The 18,126-nt window shown below is 63.1% G+C and carries 16 protein-coding genes; 10 read left to right on the forward strand and 6 right to left on the reverse strand.

What is annotated here, in order from left to right:
• The first annotated feature begins 66 nt into the window (after nucleotides 1-66).
• The 6 genes from QMG79_RS09085 (at nucleotide 67) to QMG79_RS09110 (ending at nucleotide 5,525) form a co-directional block, all read left to right on the forward strand.
• Entirely contained in the window at nucleotides 67-867 is an 801-nt protein-coding gene (locus QMG79_RS09085) for a DeoR/GlpR family DNA-binding transcription regulator (protein ID WP_283538267.1), read from the forward strand.
• Nucleotides 864-1,844 carry a 1-phosphofructokinase family hexose kinase gene (locus QMG79_RS09090; protein WP_283538268.1) on the forward strand — a complete coding sequence of 327 codons (981 nt, stop codon included), beginning with the start codon at nucleotides 864-866 and terminating at the stop codon, nucleotides 1,842-1,844. Before QMG79_RS09085 ends, QMG79_RS09090 begins: the two co-directional genes overlap by 4 nt.
• A 2-nt stretch (nucleotides 1,845-1,846) precedes the next feature.
• On the forward strand, nucleotides 1,847-3,862 hold the full coding sequence (locus tag QMG79_RS09095; RefSeq protein WP_283538269.1) for a PTS fructose transporter subunit IIABC: 2,016 nt from the start codon (nucleotides 1,847-1,849) through the stop codon (nucleotides 3,860-3,862).
• Nucleotides 3,863-3,932: 70 nt separating this feature from the next.
• Nucleotides 3,933-4,208 carry an HPr family phosphocarrier protein gene (locus QMG79_RS09100; protein ID WP_283538270.1) on the forward strand — a complete coding sequence of 92 codons (276 nt, stop codon included), beginning with the start codon at nucleotides 3,933-3,935 and terminating at the stop codon, nucleotides 4,206-4,208.
• A 236-nt stretch (nucleotides 4,209-4,444) separates the two neighbouring features.
• On the forward strand, nucleotides 4,445-5,176 hold the full coding sequence (locus QMG79_RS09105; RefSeq protein ID WP_283538271.1) for a hypothetical protein: 732 nt from the start codon (nucleotides 4,445-4,447) through the stop codon (nucleotides 5,174-5,176).
• Nucleotides 5,177-5,249: 73 nt separating this feature from the next.
• The gene (locus tag QMG79_RS09110; protein WP_283538272.1) at nucleotides 5,250-5,525 is read left to right on the forward strand and encodes a DUF7218 family protein; all 276 of its coding nucleotides are present in this window, start codon (nucleotides 5,250-5,252) and stop codon (nucleotides 5,523-5,525) included.
• Here QMG79_RS09110 and ku read toward each other — a convergent pair.
• Nucleotides 5,522-6,397 carry a non-homologous end joining protein Ku gene (gene ku, locus QMG79_RS09115; protein WP_283538273.1) on the reverse strand — a complete coding sequence of 292 codons (876 nt, stop codon included), beginning with the start codon at nucleotides 6,395-6,397 and terminating at the stop codon, nucleotides 5,522-5,524. The two genes, QMG79_RS09110 and ku, sit on opposite strands and share 4 nt — an antisense overlap.
• Before the next feature lie 40 nt (nucleotides 6,398-6,437).
• Between ku and QMG79_RS09120 the strand changes: the two genes are divergently transcribed.
• Complete coding sequence (locus QMG79_RS09120; protein WP_283538274.1) at nucleotides 6,438-8,924, forward strand: ATP-dependent DNA ligase; 2,487 nt, start codon at nucleotides 6,438-6,440, stop codon at nucleotides 8,922-8,924.
• Between the two features lie 51 nt (nucleotides 8,925-8,975).
• On the opposite strand, the gene QMG79_RS09125 is transcribed toward QMG79_RS09120, so the two are convergent.
• Entirely contained in the window at nucleotides 8,976-9,245 is a 270-nt protein-coding gene (locus QMG79_RS09125) for a hypothetical protein (protein ID WP_283538275.1), read from the reverse strand.
• A 392-nt stretch (nucleotides 9,246-9,637) separates the two neighbouring features.
• Between QMG79_RS09125 and QMG79_RS09130 the strand changes: the two genes are divergently transcribed.
• Nucleotides 9,638-11,215 carry an MFS transporter gene (locus tag QMG79_RS09130; protein ID WP_283538276.1) on the forward strand — a complete coding sequence of 526 codons (1,578 nt, stop codon included), beginning with the start codon at nucleotides 9,638-9,640 and terminating at the stop codon, nucleotides 11,213-11,215.
• A 155-nt stretch (nucleotides 11,216-11,370) separates the two neighbouring features.
• On the opposite strand, the gene QMG79_RS09135 is transcribed toward QMG79_RS09130, so the two are convergent.
• Together QMG79_RS09135 and QMG79_RS09140 are read right to left on the reverse strand one after the other, a co-directional pair.
• A complete protein-coding gene (locus tag QMG79_RS09135) occupies nucleotides 11,371-12,015 on the reverse strand; it encodes a response regulator (RefSeq protein ID WP_283538277.1) in 645 nt (214 codons plus the stop codon).
• Complete coding sequence (locus QMG79_RS09140; RefSeq protein ID WP_283538278.1) at nucleotides 12,008-13,363, reverse strand: sensor histidine kinase; 1,356 nt, start codon at nucleotides 13,361-13,363, stop codon at nucleotides 12,008-12,010. The genes QMG79_RS09135 and QMG79_RS09140 overlap by 8 nt, the downstream gene beginning before the upstream one ends.
• A 166-nt stretch (nucleotides 13,364-13,529) precedes the next feature.
• Here QMG79_RS09140 and QMG79_RS09145 point away from each other — a divergent pair, with 166 nt between their 5' ends.
• Together QMG79_RS09145 and QMG79_RS09150 are read left to right on the forward strand one after the other, a co-directional pair.
• The gene (locus QMG79_RS09145) at nucleotides 13,530-14,615 is read left to right on the forward strand and encodes an ABC transporter permease (protein WP_283538279.1); all 1,086 of its coding nucleotides are present in this window, start codon (nucleotides 13,530-13,532) and stop codon (nucleotides 14,613-14,615) included.
• Between the two features lie 96 nt (nucleotides 14,616-14,711).
• The gene (locus QMG79_RS09150; protein WP_283538280.1) at nucleotides 14,712-15,464 is read left to right on the forward strand and encodes an ABC transporter ATP-binding protein; all 753 of its coding nucleotides are present in this window, start codon (nucleotides 14,712-14,714) and stop codon (nucleotides 15,462-15,464) included.
• Between the two features lie 8 nt (nucleotides 15,465-15,472).
• Here QMG79_RS09150 and QMG79_RS09155 read toward each other — a convergent pair whose 3' ends face one another.
• Together QMG79_RS09155 and QMG79_RS09160 are read right to left on the reverse strand one after the other, a co-directional pair.
• Nucleotides 15,473-16,249, reverse strand: a complete 777-nt coding sequence (locus QMG79_RS09155; protein ID WP_283538281.1) for an SDR family NAD(P)-dependent oxidoreductase — start codon at nucleotides 16,247-16,249, stop codon at nucleotides 15,473-15,475.
• Nucleotides 16,250-16,258: 9 nt separating this feature from the next.
• Complete coding sequence (locus QMG79_RS09160) at nucleotides 16,259-18,124, reverse strand: IucA/IucC family protein (protein ID WP_283538282.1); 1,866 nt, start codon at nucleotides 18,122-18,124, stop codon at nucleotides 16,259-16,261.
• Nucleotides 18,125-18,126: the final 2 nt, after the last annotated feature.

Here is an 18,126-nt window from a genome sequence, read left to right on the forward strand (position 1 = left end):
TCAATTAATTCCACATCCTGTGATGACCATCACCGGGAAGAGGGACTTTTACGCAATGGAGGGTATGTGTTCGCCGAAGAGCGCCAGCAGAAGATTGCCGAGCTAGTTGCCGGCAACGGACGCGTCAGTGTGACAGGCCTTGCTGAGCGCTTTTCCATTACCACCGAAACCATCCGCAGGGACCTCGCCAGCCTCGAAACGGCAGGCACAGTCCGCCGGGTTCACGGCGGCGCAGTCAGCGCGGACCGGTTCAGTACCACTGAAGAAAGCGTCCCGGACCGCACCGTAAAGCTCACGGCCGAAAAAAACCGGATCGCCCAGGCAGCACTGCGCTACATTCCACGAGCCTCCGGTGGAAGCATCCTGCTCGATGCCGGCTCCACCACCGAAGCCCTCGCAGACCTGATTGCCCGCAGCGCTCCACCCGCCGGAATCACGGCGGTCGACCCCGAACTGGTGGTCATTACACACTCCATTCCTGCAGCATCCAAACTCTCCAGCACCGCCGGGATCGCGTTGCACACCCTGGGCGGGAGAGTCCGCGGCATCACCCAGGCCGCAGTTGGCCAAAGCACAGTCCAGGCAGCGGAGCAGCTGCGCCCCGATGTTGCCTTCATTGGCACCAACGGCCTGCACGCCACTTTTGGACTCAGCACCCCTGACCCTGAAGAAGCCGCCGTCAAAACCGCCTTTGTTCGCTCAGCCCGCAGCATTGTGGTGCTGGTCGACTCCTCCAAGCTGGATGCCGAAACCCTGGTCCAGTTCGCCTCCCTGAAAGATCTGGACACAGTGATCACAGACAGTGAACCGGGCCACGAGCTCGCAGCCGCCCTGGCAGATGCCGGCGTTGACGTGGTGATCGTATGATCATCACACTGACTGCCAACCCCAGCCTGGACCGGACGGTGTCCCTGCCCTCCGCCCTAGAACGCGGCGAGGTCCAACGGGCCGTTGCCGTCCGGCAGGAATCCGGCGGCAAGGGCGTCAACGTCTCCCGCGCCCTGGTTACCTCCGGCGTGGACACGCTGGCCGTGCTGCCGGGCGCCGAGACCGATCCCGTCCTGGCTGGCCTCAGCGAGGCCAACGTGCCCTTTGCGGCCCTCCCCATCGCCGAACCACTGCGCACCAACGTGGCCCTCACCGAACCTGACGGCACCACCACCAAAATCAACGAGCCCGGGCCCGTCCTGGATGCCGCGCAGCAGGAAGCCCTCATCGCACTCCTGCTGGAGCGCGCGGAAGGCGCTTCCTGGGTAGTTCTGGCCGGTTCGTTGCCGCCAGGTTTCCCCGCAGACTTCTACACCACAGTCACCCGGCGGCTCCGCCAGCTCACCAGCGGGGCTCCCCTGATTGCCGTCGACTCCTCCGGTGGCCCCCTTGCCGCCGCCGTCGTGGGCGACGCGGCCGGAACTCCCGACCTCCTCAAGCCCAACGCCGAGGAACTCGCGGAACTGGCTGAGGCCGCTGGCTTCGGCCACCCCTATACGGCTGAGCAGCTCGAGGCAGACCCGGAGGCCGCCGCGCGAGCCGCGGCCGCCGTCGTTGGCTCCGGTGTTGCAACAGTTCTTGCCACGCTCGGCTCCAAAGGAGCTGTGCTGGTGACGGCCGACGGCGCGTGGCTGGCCACGCATCCGCCGGTCACCGCTGTCAGTACTGTCGGCGCGGGGGATTCATCCCTGGCTGGCTATCTGCTGGCCCACGGCTTGGGAAAGTCCCCCGCCGACTGCCTTCGTCAAGCAGTGGCCCATGGTGCCGCTGCTGCTTCCCTGCCGGGTTCCACTGTGCCGGCAGTTTCCCAAACAACCCCGGATGCCGTAACCATCACGGCCCTTCGAAAGGACTGACAGTGACGCAGCTCATCACTACCGACCTGGTCGAGCTTGACCAGAACCTGGGCTCCTCGCCCGAGGATGTGATCCGCCACCTGGCCAGCAAAGTTGCTGCCACAGGCCGCGCATCCGAGGTTGAGGGCCTGTTCGCAGACGCCTTTGCCCGCGAGCAGAAAACTGCCACAGGCATTCCCGGCGGGATCGCCATCCCGCACTGCCGCTCTACTGCAGTCAACGAGCCAACACTGGCCATGGCACGGCTGTCGCACCCAGTGGATTTCGGGGCCAAGGACGGCCCTGCGGACCTCATTTTCTTCATTGCAGCACCGGACGGCGCAGACCAGGAGCACCTCAAGCTGCTCTCCAAGCTGGCCCGCTCCCTGATCAAAAAGGACTTCGTGGCTTCGCTGCGGTCTGCTGGTTCCCGCGAGGAGATCGTGGCACTGGTGGACGGCGCCCTGGCTGACAAGCCTGCCGCCCACGCCGCACCGGCCGCTGCCCCCACTGGTGGCGCAGCTCCCCGCCGCATTGTTGCCGTGACAGCATGCCCCACCGGCATCGCCCACACCTACATGGCAGCCGATTCCCTGGTTGCAGCAGCCAAGGAAATGGGAGTTGACCTCCAGGTAGAGACCCAGGGATCATCAGGGGCCAAGCCGCTTGACCCTGCAGTCATCGCCGCCGCGGACGCAGTGATCTTCGCTGTGGACGTGGACGTTCGTGGCAAGGAGCGCTTTGCAGGCAAGCCACTGATCTCCGCTCCGGTCAAGCGGGGGATTGACGAGCCCGGCAAAATGGTCCAGGAAGCCCTGGACGCCGTAGGGAACCCGAACGCCCGCCGTGTTGCAGCCGGCTCCGGTTCCGCAGCCGAGGACACCTCCACTGCCGGCGGTGAGCACATCGGCCAGAAGCTGAAGAAGGCGCTCCTCACCGGCGTCAGCTACATGATTCCGTTTGTTGCCGGTGGAGGCCTGCTCATTGCGCTCGGCTTCCTGCTCGGTGGCTACCTCATCACGGACTTTGCTGATGCGATTGTCACTGACAACAACCTCTTCAACCTGCCTACTGAATTCCCTGATGGTGCACTGGGCCCGCTGGGTGCGTACATCGGAGCGGTCTTCTTCAAGATTGGCGCCCTGTCCATTGGCTTCCTGGTCCCGGCACTTGCCGGCTACATTGCCTACGGCATTGCTGACCGCCCCGGTATTGCTCCTGGCTTCACCGCAGGTGCCGTTGCCGGCTTCATGGGCGCAGGCTTCCTGGGCGGCCTCGTCGGTGGCCTGCTGGCAGGCGTCATTGCCTACTGGATTGGTACCTGGAGCGTTCCGCGTTGGCTGCGTGGCCTGATGCCCGTGGTCATCATTCCGCTGCTTGCCTCGATTGTTGCATCCGGCCTGATGTTCCTGGTCCTTGGCGGACCGATCGCAGCACTGACTGTTGCCCTGAACGACTGGCTCTCCGGCATGACCGGCGCCTCGGCAGTCTTCCTAGGCATCATCCTGGGCCTCATGATGTGCTTCGACCTTGGTGGCCCCGTCAACAAGGTGGCCTATTCCTTCGCTGTCGCCGGGCTGGGTGCCGGAAGCATCATCGACAACCCCGCTCCCCTGCAGATCATGGCAACCGTCATGGCTGCGGGCATGGTTCCTCCGCTGGCAATGGCCCTGGCAACCACCCTGGACAAGAAGCGCTTCACTGCCGCCGAGCACGAAAACGGCAAGGCAGCATGGCTGCTGGGCGCCTCCTTCATCTCCGAAGGTGCCATCCCGTTTGCAGCTGCAGACCCACTGCGCGTGATCCCCGCCAGCATGCTCGGAGGAGCCATCACCGGTGCTATGACCATGGCATTCGGCGTCACCTCACAGGCACCGCACGGAGGAATCTTCGTCTTCTTCGCCATCGGTAACGTCTGGCTGTTCATCCTGTCCATCGTGGTCGGAACAGTCGTCACTGCCCTGTCACTGCTGGCGCTGAAGCGTTGGGCAGTAAAGAACCGGGCTGCTACGGTTGAAGCCGTTCCGGTGACCGTCTAACGGTCCGTCCACAACCGCTGAAAACGGCGCTGCAGCCAGTCCAGGCCAGCCCATCACAAAGGAGCACACAATGTCCGAACGTAAAGCCACAGTTGCCAGCCGTGTAGGCCTGCACGCCCGCCCGGCCGCCATCTTCGCGGAAGCGGCAGGCGAGTATGACCTCGAGATCACCATTGCCAGCGAGGGTGAGCCCGCGGATGAGGCCATGGATGCTGCCAGCATCCTTTCCCTCATGAGTCTGGGAGCTTCACACGGCGATGTTGTGGTGCTCCGCGCCGAGGGTTCCGGTGCTGACGAGGCCCTGGACCGCCTGGTTGCCATCCTCGAAACGGATCACGACGCCTAGTATCCTTCTGCAGCGTTGCACGCGCGGCCGGTCCCTGACATAGCGTCAGGTGGCCGGCCGCCGTCGTTAATCCCCGAGGTCGCGGGAGCGGCACCGGGTCGCGGGAGCGCTCCCGCGAAACGGTGCCTGTCCCGCGAGACGGCGCCTGTCCCGCGAGATCGGCGCAGGGCGGCGGCTGAACCTAGGCTCCTGCTAGGCTCCGGAGGGCACGGAACCATCCATTGTTAGGGGAAACAATGACTGCAGGACCTGCTCCATCACTGGGCACCTGGCGCCGCCCGACCACTTTCAAGGTCCTTCGGGTAGCCAGCGCCCTGTACCTCGTAGTGATAATCGTGGTCACCCTCGCGACGGTGGCCCAATGCCTGGTTCCAGGAACAAACGTGCCCGTAACGATTCCCCTCAAGCCCTTCTGGCCAGAACTGCCTGACGGCGTTGAGGTTGTTCGGGACTCGCCCGTCGAGGTGGTGGGCGGCGGCATGATTTCCGCAGACGTCACCCTGGCAAACCTCGGCTGGGACGTCCGGGTGCTCTTGGCCTTGGCCCATCTGGTGCAGGGTGCACTGGCTGTCATGGCAGGCCTTGTCGGTTTCCGTATGGGAGGACTGTTCCGCTACCCCGGACAGACAATCTTTGTGCCCGCGCTGAGCAGGATGGTCCGCCGCCTTGGTGGAGCCTTCATTGTCGTTGGCATAGGATTCCAGATCCTCATGACAGTAGCTGGCTCGGTGGCATCCGAGCAGGCGCTCCGCATCACAGGATGGAACGGACCACCGGAATCAATGACGCCCGAGGCGGCAAGCCCGGGCGGGCCGTTGGGCATCGAGCCGGCACTTGCCGGCACCGCTGTCGAGTTCTGGCCAATCGTCGTGGGTATCGCCCTGCTGGGGCTGGGAGCAATCCTGCGCCACGGTGAAACGTTGGAGCCGGATAAAACCAATGCGCACATTGCCGGAACCTTGCGCTAGGCGACGGCGCAATCTAGCGTGAGCATTTCCCGGGCAGCAACCGCCGCCTGATGCCGATCGCAGTGGAGGACCCATGCCAGCCAAGGATGCCAGTTCCAACCCGAGCATCAAGGATCCCGAGATGTACGAGGCGTTGGTCGATGATGGTGCTTCGAAGCAGAAAGCAGCACGAATTTCCAACGCAGCAGCAAAGAAGGGCCGGTCAGCTGTGGGAAAAAAGGGCGGCAGGGCTGGCGATTACGAGGACTGGACTGTTGTGGAACTTCGTGTTCGCGCCAAGGAAATTGGACTCACCGGATACTCGTCACAGAAAAAAGACGAGCTCATCTCCGCACTGCGCAATTCCTAGCCCAACGCCCCGCTGGAATCGGTTGCGGCTTTCTTTCCTGGTCTTTGCTTGGCCGTCGTTTTTGCCGGGGGCGTCCGGCCAGATGCTGCCCTCTTCCGGTCCAGGCTCTTCTTGAGGGCTTCCATCAGGTCGATCACCTCGCCTGTGGATGCCTCGTTGTCCGTGACCCCAAAGGTCTCGTCAGTGTCGAGGGCTTCACCCTTGTCCAGTTTTGCCTCGATCAGTTGCCGCAGCTGGATCTGGTAATCGTCCGTAAAGTCACTCGGTTCAAAGTCAGCGGCCATGGACTCGACCAGCGCCGCTGACATTTCACGTTCCTGGGCAGAAACCCGGACAGTGTCCGCAAGGGCCGGGAAGTCGACCTCCCGGACCTCGTCGGACCAGAGCAGCGCCTGCAAAACCAGGACATTGCCCCTGACCCGCAGCACCCCAAGCCTGGTCTTTTCCCGGAGGGCGAACTGCACCACAGCCACGAGGTCCGTGTCTTCCAAGGTGCGCCGCAACAGCACGTAGGCTTTGGGTGACGTGGAATCCGGTTCCAGGAAGTAACTCTTCTCGAAAGTCATGGGATCCAGCTGATCCGACGGAACAAACTGGACCACCTCTATCTCGTGGCTGTTCTCCGCCGGAATTGCTTTGAGCTCCTCCTTGGCCAGGACCACTGTTCGGCCGTCCTCCTCGAACGCCTTGTCGATGTCCGAGTAGTCAACAATCTGGCTACAGACCTCGCAGCGACGCTGGTATCTGATACGTCCGGCGTCGGCGTTGTGGACCTGGTGCAGACTGATGTCATGATCCTCAGTGGCTCCGTAGACCTTTACCGGCACGTTCACCAGGCCGAAGGCGATGGCACCCTTCCAGATTGCTCTCATTCCCCAAGTGAACATCAGACATGCCGCCAGGTGAAGCCCCATGTCCGCGGATAGGGCCCGGGTGCGGGTAGCTGGCCGCGAACTGATAGTGAGCAACCTCGAAAAGGTCATCTATCCGGCTGCGGGCACCACCAAAGCCGACGTCATGGCCTACTACGCGGCGGTAGCAGGCGTGCTGCTCCCGGGGACGTTCAACCGACCGGCTACCCGGAAGCGTTGGGTCCACGGAGTCGGGACGGAGGATGCGCCAGGCGAGATGTTTTTCCAGAAGAACCTGGATGATTCCGCTCCCGGCTGGGTGTCACGGGTAGCCATTGCGCACAAGGAGCGCGAGATCCAGTATCCACTTGTCAACGACGCAGCAACGCTCGCTTGGCTGGGGCAGGTTGCTGCACTGGAAATCCACGTACCGCAGTGGCGGGTGGATTCCGGCGGGCTGCGGTTACCACCCGATCGCCTGGTCCTGGACCTGGATCCCGGTCCCGGTGCGGGTTTGGCCGAGTGCGCGCAGGTGGCCCTCCTGGCTCGCGACATCCTGCTGGACATTGGGCTGGATCCCGTGCCTGTGACCAGCGGCAGCAAGGGAATCCACCTGTATGCGGCACTGGACGGCACGCAAAATTCCGATCAGGTCTCCGCCTTTGCCCACGAACTGGCGCGGTCGCTGGAAGCGGATCACCCAGACCTGGCCCTCAGCGAGATGAAACGTTCACTGCGCACGGGCAAAGTGCTGGTTGATTGGAGCCAGAACAGTGCGGCGAAGACAACTATTGCGCCCTATTCGCTGCGGGGCCTGCCCACACCCACCGTCGCGGCGCCACGAACCTGGGACGAGGTCGCTGCCCCGGCGCTTGCCCAGCTGGACTACCTGACGGTGATGCAGCGGGTCACCGATGGGATTGATCCGTTGGTCAATGTCGTGCCGTTGAGTCAGCAGAATGGCGGGCCGCACAAGGGAGGCGATGACCCGCTGCACAGCTACACAGCCATGCGGGACCCGGCAAGGACGCCAGAACCCTTTGGCGACCCGGCCACTGCCACTGTCCCTCCACCGGGGACAACGTTCGTGATCCAGGAGCATCACGCCAGCAGCCTGCACTACGACTTCCGGCTGGAGCACGACGGCGTTCTCGTCTCCTGGGCCATCCCCAAAGGCATTCCAGGCTCCAGCGGTACCAATCACCTGGCAATCCAGACCGAAGACCATCCGCTGGCCTATGGCAGTTTTGCTGGCACCATCCCGCCCGGTGAATACGGCGCTGGAACCGTACGCATCTGGGATTCCGGCACCTACGAAACCCACAAGTGGGTCAATGGTCGCGAAGTGATCGCTACCCTGACAGGCGCACCCGACGGCGGCCTGGGCGGGAGGAGCAAATTCGCGCTGATCCGGACACGACGTCCGGGAGCTGGTGGGCAGGACGGCGGGCAGCCGCAGTGGCTGATCCACCGGATGGAGGGGGATGCACACAGGTTTCCCACAGCACGGACCGCCGGTGAAAACAGTGACACCGCACCTGACATTGCAGCCCCTCCCCTCTCGGGGAATTCTGCACCGTTGCCTACGCAGTTTGCCGATTTCGCGCCCATGCTGGCTGGCTCCGGAAGCGTCGCTGATCTTGCCAGCAGCTTGTGGCAGTACGAACTGAAGTGGGACGGGGTCCGGGCGCTGATCCACAGTGATGGGTCACGCGTCCGCATTTTCAGCCGGAGCGGCCGCGAGGTCTCTGCCACCTATCCGGAGTTTGCGGACCCCGCGCTATGGCCCCAGCATGCGTTTATTGCAGACGGCGAGATCATTGCCCTGGGAGCCCGGGGCACGCCCGACTTTGGCTTGCTTCAGGGCCGGATGAAGCTTACGGCGCCAGCTGAGATCACCTGGGGGAAACGGGAGATTCCGCTCCAGTTAATGCTGTTCGACCTGCCGTACGACGGCGGCCATGACCTTCGCGCGCTGCCTCTGGAACAGCGCCGCCTGGCATTGGAAAGGCTGATGTCCGAGGTGGAGTTCCCGGTACAGGTCTCACCCCTTCTTGACGAAGGTGTGGCGCAATTGCTGGACAGTGCCCGGGAGCTGGGCTTGGAGGGTGTTGTTGCCAAGCGACGTGGCTCGCGTTATGTCACCGGCCAACGGACTCACACTTGGCTCAAGCTCAAGGTGGAGCGGACACAGGAGGTAGTGGTTGGCGGTTGGAGGCCGGGAAACGGGGCCCGCAGCGCGACGGTGGGATCGTTGCTGGTGGGTGTTCCCGAGGACGGAGAACTCCGTTACGTGGGGCGCGTGGGATCCGGATTTACGGACCGGCAGCTGGCTGAACTCCGGAAGACGCTGGATGCCCTGGCCAGAAAAACGCCGCCGCTGACTGGAGTTCCGGCCGAGGATATGAAGGACGCCCACTGGGTGAGCGCCTCCCTGGTGGGCGAAGTGAGGTTCGGCGAATGGACCGCGACTGGCCGGCTGCGGCACCCCGTATGGCGCGGATGGCGCTTGGACAAGGCTCCGTCAGACGTCATCCGCGAACCCTAGTGGGAACGCGGAGGCGCCTTGCTGAACGGTGTGGGGTCGGTGGGTGCCGGACTAGGAGGAGTGCGGCATTGGTGGGCGTCGGGTCCGGTGAACCGCCGTGACGGCAGCTTCGTGGCCCTGCCGGCCGTGCGCCGCGGAGCGCTCCTTCGGGTGCTTGTGTTTGCCGCTGCCGTCCGGCCATTGCTGGCTTTCGGAATGCGGCGGGAGCACCTCGGAAATACTTGCTGGCGGGGCTTCCTTCATGCTGGCGCGCAGATGCTGCCCAACCTCTGGATCGAGCGACCCTGAATCATCCTGTTTTCCGGCGCTGCTGGCGGTCATTAGTCTTCCTTCCACGATGAATGAAGTGTTCACCAATGGTAGGTCTGCTGGCTCTTTTTGTCTGCATGAATTTGATGTAGGAGAGCATGTTTGGTGACGCCCCTAGAACCAGTAGACGCCTGAAAATCGATCGGAAAGGGCCTTCCAGGGTGAAGTTCGGGAACTAAATGACAAAGATCGCACAACGGTGCAGAATTAGCCGCCCTTTCCCAGTAACCATAAGGAATTTCCGCAGGAAAACGCGTGTGTATTTAGTGGTGAATAACCCGAAAAACGAGCAAAAACGCTGCCTCGGAATCGGAGAATTGACCAAAAAGGCGTAAAATTTTAGGTCTGCCCAGAGCGCGGTAGTTGCCCGCCGCAAGCAAATCACCTTCTCAGGAGCTACATCAATGCCCGAAGACAGAAGCATGAACCCCTCTTCCGGAGGCGGGAAAAACGCCCACGGAGCTGGCACAGGTGCCGGCAAAGGAACACGCAAGCCCAAGCTGTTGCCACGCCGCAGGCTCAAGGAATCTGACGTCAATGTTGTAGACCAGCCCATGCTGAAGAAGGCTATGGGCGGCACCATCGTGGGTAACACCATGGAGTGGTATGACGTCGGCGTTTTTGGTTACCTGATCACCACGTTGGGAACGCCCTTCCTCCCAGGATCGGACCCGTCGACAGCGCAGTTGTTCCTGCTGGGAACATTCGCTGCGACGTTCATTGCGCGCCCCCTGGGCGGCGTGATCTTTGGTTGGTTGGGCGACAAGGTGGGCCGCCAGAAGACCCTGGCCGCCACCTTGATGATCATGGCGGCCAGCACATTCGCGGTGGGCCTACTCCCTGATTACAACGTGATCGGCCTCTGGGCACCTGCGCTTCTGGTACTCCTCAAGATCGTCCAAGGATTCTCCACCGGCGGCGAATATGCTGGCGCCACCACATTTGTTAGCGAATATGCCGCTGATAAGCGCCGCGGATTCTTTGCCAGCTTCCTGGACCTTGGCAGCTACATGGGCTTCGCCGTGGGCGCTGCTCTGGTTTCAGTCTTGCAGCTGACGCTGGGCCAGGAAACCATGGAAGCCTGGGGTTGGCGGATCCCCTTCCTGGTGGCCGGTCCGCTAGGCCTGATTGCCATCTACTTCCGCAGCAAGATCGAGGAATCCCCGCAATTCCAGGCCACACTGGACGCCCGCGAAGAATCCAACAAAAACGCCACCGACGGCGACCCCACAGCGGCCAAGGGCCCGATTGCTACTGTGCGGTCATACTGGCGCTCCATCATCACCGCTATGGTCCTGGTGGCTGCAGCAAACACCGCCGGCTACGCCCTGACGTCCTATATGCCTACGTACCTCACAGAACAAAAGGGCTATGACGAGCTGCATGGCACTGCATTGACGATCCCCGTCCTGGTCATCATGGCGCTATGCATTCCGTTGACGGGCCGTCTCTCTGATCGGGTTGGTCGCCGCCCGGTCCTCTGGGTAGGCGCCTTCAGTACCATCATTCTGGTGATCCCGGCGTTCATGTTGATTGGCGTCGGAGCCATCTGGTCCACGCTCCTTGGCCTGGCCCTGATCGCCTTCCCCGTAACGTTCTACGTGGCCAACCTGGCATCCTCGCTGCCAGCACAGTTCCCGACGTCCAGCCGTTACAGCGCCATGGGTATCTCCTACAACTTTGCCGTGGCCATCTTCGGCGGTACCACCCCGTTCATCGTTGCGGCTCTCATCGAAGGTACCGGCAATGACATGATGCCGGCGTACTACCTGATGCTGACCTCGGCGGCTGGTGCGATTGCCATCTTCTTCCTCAAGGAATCGGCAAACAAGCCGCTTCCGGGATCAATGCCCAGCGTGGACACCCCGGAGGAGGCCCGCGAGTTGGTGGCAACGCAGGATGAAAACCCCAACTTTGTTGTGGCCGACCTGCCTTTTGACGACCTGCAAGCGGATCCGGACAAGGCAGCCACGAACGCCTGACGTCTCCGGCGCAGACGCCCGCACAGCCCCGTGCCACGGGTTCCACCGCTTCGGCGGCCCTGGAACCACTGTGGTGCGGGGTTGCCGTGATTAACAGGAAAGAACGACGACGGCGGATCCGACCGGGTGCGTGCGTTCCCCCAACGGCTGGCCCGTCAGCCCCGGATGATCCGCCGTTCGCGGCTGGCAGCGATGGCCGCCGTCCGGTTATCCACGCCGAGCTTGCCGTAAATGTGCACCAGGTGGGTTTTGACAGTTGCCTCGCTGATGAAGAGCTCCCGCGCAATAGCTCCGTTGGAGAGCCCCTTGGCCAGCAGCTCGGTGAGCTGGATTTCCCTGCTGCTGAGGGCCGGGGTTGGGTTCTGGATCCGCTCCATCAATCGCGCAGCCACGCCGGGTGCCAGCGCTGTCCGTCCGGCAGCAGCATCCAGCACGGCCTGCCTGATCTGCTGCGGCGGAGCATCCTTGAGAAGATACCCTTTAGCACCTGCCTCCACCGCAGCAAGGATGTCCGCCTCCGTATCAAAGGTGGTCAGGATAATCACCGGAGGCGCACCAGGGATGGCCTGGAGCTCGCGCGTGGCAGTCAACCCGTCCATGCCTGTTCCCATCTGGATATCCATGAGCACCACATCGATGGGCTGGCCCACCTGGGATTCCCTGGCGACGGCGGCCAGCGTCGCACCGCCGTCGGACGCCTCACCCACCACCACCAGGTCCTCGAGCTCGGCCAGCATGGCACGCAGCCCGGCCCGGACCACAGGGTGGTCATCCACCAGGAGGATTCTGATGTCAGACATGGGGGGTACTCTCCAGATCGAGTTGGCTGGCCGGGGTTACGGGCAGCCTGATACCAACAACTGTTCCCTCCCCAGGTGTGGAATCGACGCTGATACCGCCCCCGAGGGAAATGATCCGTGCGCGAAGCTGTGGCAGTCCATATCCTGTTCCGTCAGTCCGCTCCGGGGCTGCAGCCACACGCGAAGGGTCGAAACCTTGGCCGTCGTCGTACACGTCCAGGCTGACCTCCGGGCCCATAAACGCGAGGGTCACCACCGCGGTAGCCGCACCTGAATGCTTGAAAACGTTCGCCAGCGTGGACTGGGCCGCCCGCACCAATGCTTCCTGCAGTTCACCGGCAAGCACCTCAGGCTCCCCTTCTGCCCGGAACCTCACCTCCACGGGCGTCCCGGCCGCAGCGGCGCTGCGCTGCACGGCCAGGCACACCTGCCTGATCCGGCTGGCGAGCGCGCCGGCGGCCGGATCAGGACCGTGCACTCCGCGGACAAAGGACCGCGCCTCGGCCAGGTTCTCGGACGCTGCGGCCTGAATCGTCTGGAGGCGCTCCAGCGTCAGGTCCGGCTGGCCCGCCGCAAGGGAGGACTCCGCAGCACGGGAAATCAGCACGATACTGGACAGGCCCTGGGCAAGGGTGTCGTGGATATCGCGGGCCAGGCGTTCACGTTCAGCCAACACACCGGCCTCATGCTGGGCTGCCAGAAGCTCCTCCTGCAGGCGGCGGAGCTCGGCCACGGCACGGCGCTGCGCTGCGGCCTCGGCGAGCAGGCTGCGGTACACGGTGGCCATAACGACGGCGAATGCGGCGCCAAAACTCGGCCCCAGGACCATGGGCAGCTGTAGCGCCGCTGCTTGCGCCCACTGCGCGAGCACCACGGCCGCGGTCAGAAGCACAACCACGGCGACAGCAGCACGACGGGGCAGCACATGAAGGTGCAGGAAGAAGAGGGGGAAAGCAACCCAGGAAAAATCTGCGCTGAGGAGCAGGAGTAGCAGCCACAGGAGGGTCACAGCACCGAGCCACACCAGCGTATAGCGCTTGATTCCGCGGACCACCTGGCTGATTCGTCTGCCCCGCTCCCCCGGGGTATCCGTCGCGTCCAGCACCCCGTGGCCTGCCGCGTTGCGCTTCTCAACCAGAGTTCCGGCCAGGTAGAGCGCTGCCAACAGACCAGCAAGCGCGGCAGCCGCCAGGCTACGTGGCGAAGCTCCCTGGACACTGAACATCCGGATCAGCCCCACCATCAGGAGCGTGGCGAATGCGACGTGCAGGCTAATCCTCATCAGCATGAGCACGGCATGGCCCGAAGAAGATTCCGCCGTGGTCTCGTGGCTCATTGGGGCTGGCATCAGGCCAGTCTACGACGGGGTCCGTGACGCCGAATCAACCGATAGGTTGACTGCCTGATCAACGATCCGACGCCGCACAACCACCCGAAAACCCGATGCGCACCAATCCCGATCCCGGAAGAGTGGAGGTACCACCAACCACCGATTTTTGAGGAATGGACACCCGATGTATCTCGCACTCCGCGACATCCGATTCGCCAAGGGCCGCTTTGCCCTGATGGGAGCGGTTGTCGCCCTCATTACCTTCCTCCTGGTCATGCTGTCCGGGCTGACAGCTGGCCTGGCCCACCAGTCCACATCCGCCATCACCGAACTCCCGGCCACCACCATTGCTTTTGGCGCTCCGGACGGAACCGCGGCCACTGCTTCCTATCCGGAATCACAGGTCAGCGCGGGGCAGCTGAACACCTGGAAAGCGGCCGATGGCGTCACTGACGCTGAGGGACTGGGCATCAGCCAAGCACGATTGGAAGCTGGCGGAACCGCCAGTATTGCAGTTTTTGGCGCGGCCCCAGGTGGTTTTCTTGCTCCGGCCGGTCTTGAACCCGGCACGGCAGTGGTCAGCCAAGGTGTTGCCGACTCCCTGGGCCTGTCCGTGGGGAAGACTGCCGAGATCAACGGCACCACGGTGCAGGTTGCTGGCATCATCGAGGACCAGTGGTACAGCCACACGCCGGTGGTGTGGGTAGACCTGGCCCAGTGGCAGCAGGTTGCCCATGCGCCGTCGAGCTCCGTGGCAACAGTGATCGCTGCCAACGTTTCACCTGGAGCATCCGGAACCGCAGCAGACGTTGCGGCGGCTGTCGACCAAAAAGCGGGAACCCTCAGCTCCACCCGAAACGCAAGCGTCAGTGCCCTGGCATCCTTTCAGTCCGAAAACGGTTCACTGACCATGATGCAGGGCTTTCTCTACGCGATCTCCGCACTGGTCATCGCAGCGTTCCTGACAGTCTGGACAGTACAGCGGACCCGGGACATCGCCGTCCTCAAAGCGCTCGGCGGATCCAGCTCCTATATCCTGCGCGACGCCCTGGCACAGGCAGGAATCGTTCTCCTGGTTGGCGCCCTGGCCGGTGGCGGCGCAGCACTTGCAGCGGGAGCCGTCGCCGCCCAGGCAGTTCCCTTCCAGGTTTCCGCAGCCACCACCCTGCTACCGGCCCTGGGTGTTGTGGTCCTGGGGATCGCGGCCTCCGCACTTTCGGTCCGCAGGGCAGCGTCGGTGGATCCGCTCCTCGCCCTCGGCGGCAGCTGACCGCACTGCCTGGACCGAGGCCACCCCGGCCCCTAGCTCTTCAGTTCATCCAGTAGGCACGTTCCGGTGCATCCACCACCATCAGAAGGACATCCCATGCAGACTTCACTACCCCTCGACTCCGCCGCGCACCAGACGGCCAGCCCCAAAACATCCCGCGGATCGCTGGAACCAGTCCTGTCTCTCTCCAACGTGACCCTGGAATACCCGGATGGCGAGGACAAAACGCTCTTGGCCCTCGATAACGTGAGCATGGCAGCCCACGCCGGGACAGTCACGTCCCTGGTGGGGCCTTCGGGCTCGGGCAAATCGAGTCTCCTCGCTGTCGCCGCGACCCTGCTGGCGCCCACGGCGGGAACGCTCACGATCAACGGCGTGGAAACTACTGCGCTGAACGACAGGGCACGCACCCAGCTGCGGCTCGGCACCACGGGGATCGTCTTCCAGCAGCCCAATCTGCTGGGATCACTGACCGCACTGGAGCAGCTGGTCCTCACCGGGATGCTGCAGGGGCGGTCCCGCAAAGGGCTCCAGCGGGAGTCACTGGACCTGTTGGCTGCGGTGGGAATGGCAGATGCAAGCCACCGCCGTCCCCATCAGCTCTCCGGCGGTCAGCGGCAGCGGGTCAACATTGCACGCGCCCTGGTGGGGAATCCCCAGCTGCTCCTGGTCGATGAGCCCACCGCTGCGCTGGACCACGATCGCTCGGCAGCTGTGATGTCCATGCTTTGTGAGCTGACCCGCGAGTTCAATGCGGCTACCATCCTGGTCACCCACGACACCGAGTTCCTTGACCTCACGGACGCAACACTGCACATGCGCGACGGAAAGCTCACGGCAGCCTCCTGAGTACGGATTTACGGCGCAGGGATCCGCGGCGGTCCTGCAACAAGCCGCGCGGGAAGGACTTTGGCAACGTTCACCAGCACTTTGTAGCGCCACGAGGGCACGGACACTGCCCGGCCGTGGGCATTGTCCGCCAGGGCCTCGCGTACCACCTGGCCAGCACCAAGCCACATCCACTGCGGTGAGGTGGTTTTGTCCATGCCCATGCGCTGGTGAAATTCGGTGTGGACAAATCCGGGGCAGAGGGCAGTGACCTGGATTCCGCTCCGACCATAGGCAATGTTTGCCCACCGGCTGAAGCTCAGCAGCCAGGCCTTTGCCGCAGAGTACGTGCCCCGCGGCAGGAATGCGGCCACACTGGAGACATTGATGATCCGGCCGGAGCCGCGCTCCAGCATGGACTGCAGCGCAGCGTGGGTCAGTTCCATGGCGGCCTGCACGTGCAGCGCGAGGTGCCTGCGTTCGTCCTCCACCGTGTTGTCGGCAAAGTCGTTCAGCAGGCCCAGTCCCGCGTTGTTGATGAGGAAACCCACCGGCTGCGCCGGGTCGCTGAGGCGTTCGACGACGGCGGCCCGCCCGCCGTCGTCCGTCAAGTCAGCGGCGAGTACCTCAGCCGTAACGCCAAAGGAGGCGGTCAACTCGGCAGCAAGTGTCGCCAACCTGTCCTGGGTGCGGGCCACGAGGACCAGGTTCCAGCCCTGCTGCGCCAACTGGCGGCAGAATTCCGCACCGAGCCCTGCACTGGCGCCGGTCACGAGGGCTGTTGCTGCTGAACTGTTGACGGTCATGGGTTCAGCCTACTGCCGGGCAAACCGTGCCAGGGGATTGGCCAGCCGGCCAGCCATCTGGAGGCCACCGGATGGATCATCCAGGTCCAGCATGTTCTGGTTGTTGCGTAGCTGCAGCCGGTTCAGGCAGGAAAGCTGGAAGTCTTCAGCGAAGAGATCATGCCGGGCAAACTGGCTGGCAAGGTCCGGGTTTGTGTCCTGGTACTCGTGGATGATGTCCGCTGCTGCTTCCCAGAACTGCTCTTCGGTAAGCTTGCCATCGTCCACCAGCAGGGCGGCCAGGAAGCGGAAAATACAGTCAAAAACGTCAGTAAAGATGGCCAGGACCATCTCGGCCGCCGGGATGTCAGCACTAATGCGCGAGACCTCATTGGGCAGGTCCAGCTGGTCACCCATCACCACAATTTCCTCGGCAATGTCTTTCATGATGGCGCGCACCGGCACACCGTTGTCCAGGACAAGGATCACGTTCTCACCGTGCGGCATGAATGCCAGCTCGTACTTGTAGAGGCAGTGCACCAGCGGAACAAGATAGGCCCTGAAATAGCTGCGGATCCATTCCTTGGCTCCCAGCCCTGACCTGTCGATGAATGCCGAGGCCAAAGGAACGCCGTCTGAATCAACGTGGAGCAGGGAAGCCATGGTGGCCAGCTGCTGGCCGTTGTCCAGAAGCTGCAGCGGGCTCTCGCGCCAGAGCGCCGCGAGCATTTTCCGGTATGGGGAGCCGCTCTTCGACGCGGCCTCGTAGTAACCGTTGTGATAACCGATTGCTGCGACCTCGCTGATCATGGCCAGGCCGCAGGCCTGCAGCGCGGCATCCTTTTCGATCAGGTCCTGCAGCCAGTCATTGATGGCAGGCGTGGCCTTCATGTACTGCGCTGAGAGTCCTCGCATGAAGCCCATGTTCAGGACGGACATGGCCGTTTTGACGTAGTGCTTTTGCGGCGAGCTGGTGTTGAAGAAGGTCCGGATCGACTGCTGCGCCTGGTATCCGTCAGTCCCGATCCCCAAATGCACAATGTTGTGCTGGGCGATTTCGGCGGCAAAGGTCACAGTGAGCTTGTTTTCCCACTGCCAGGGGTGGACTGGCATGAAGAAGTAGTTGGCCGGATCCAGGGCGCGGACGCGAAGCTCTGAATCGAAGCGGGAAAGGGCAGCCGCCCCGAGTTCCTCCTCCAGGTGCGCCGCATAGTCCAGGCCTGCGGAGGACGCGAAAACCGCCTTGTTCCGATGCACGGCAATCCATTCCAGCTGGATCTGGGCGCCGGCTTCAGGGGAAAAACTGAGGTAGTCGTTGATCCCGAATCCCAGCCTGCCGTTATTGGCGACAAAACAGGGGTGGCCCTCTGTCATGCTGCGTTCGATGAGCTGGAAATCGACGGCGGGATCGGCGCCGCGCGTAATCCCTGCAGCAAGCTCCTCAGCGGAGGGTTGCCCAAGCCACTGCTTGTAGCAGTGGCTTGCGAGGGTGCTGCTGATTTCCTCAAGATAGACCGGCAGCATCTGCAGGGCGATGCCCAGGGTGGTGTGGAATCCGGTGATGAAATCCAGTGCGTCTAGGGGCAACTCCTCTGCGGGGACATCGCCCGTGGCCCTGTCTCCGACAACGGAGCGGCAGCTGATGCTGCGGGCATCCACTGCCCAGTGGTCCAGTTCGAGCCGAGCCGCGGTGAAACGGTACTCCACGGAGCCGTCGTCGGTGGTGACTGAATAGCTTCCCGCGCTGTGTTCCCGGGGTGTCAGTAGCCGCTCATGGGAGAACTCTGCGAGCGCTTTGCGAATGAGGTGCCGGTTGGCAACGTTCCAGAGCTGTGGGTCCAGGTGGGGTGCTGCCGCACTGGGGGCAATCTCGGATTCCTGGTCAAGGATGGTCACGG

It is taken from the genome of Pseudarthrobacter sp. PS3-L1 (assembly GCF_030063285.1).
Lineage (GTDB): Bacteria > Actinomycetota > Actinomycetes > Actinomycetales > Micrococcaceae > Arthrobacter.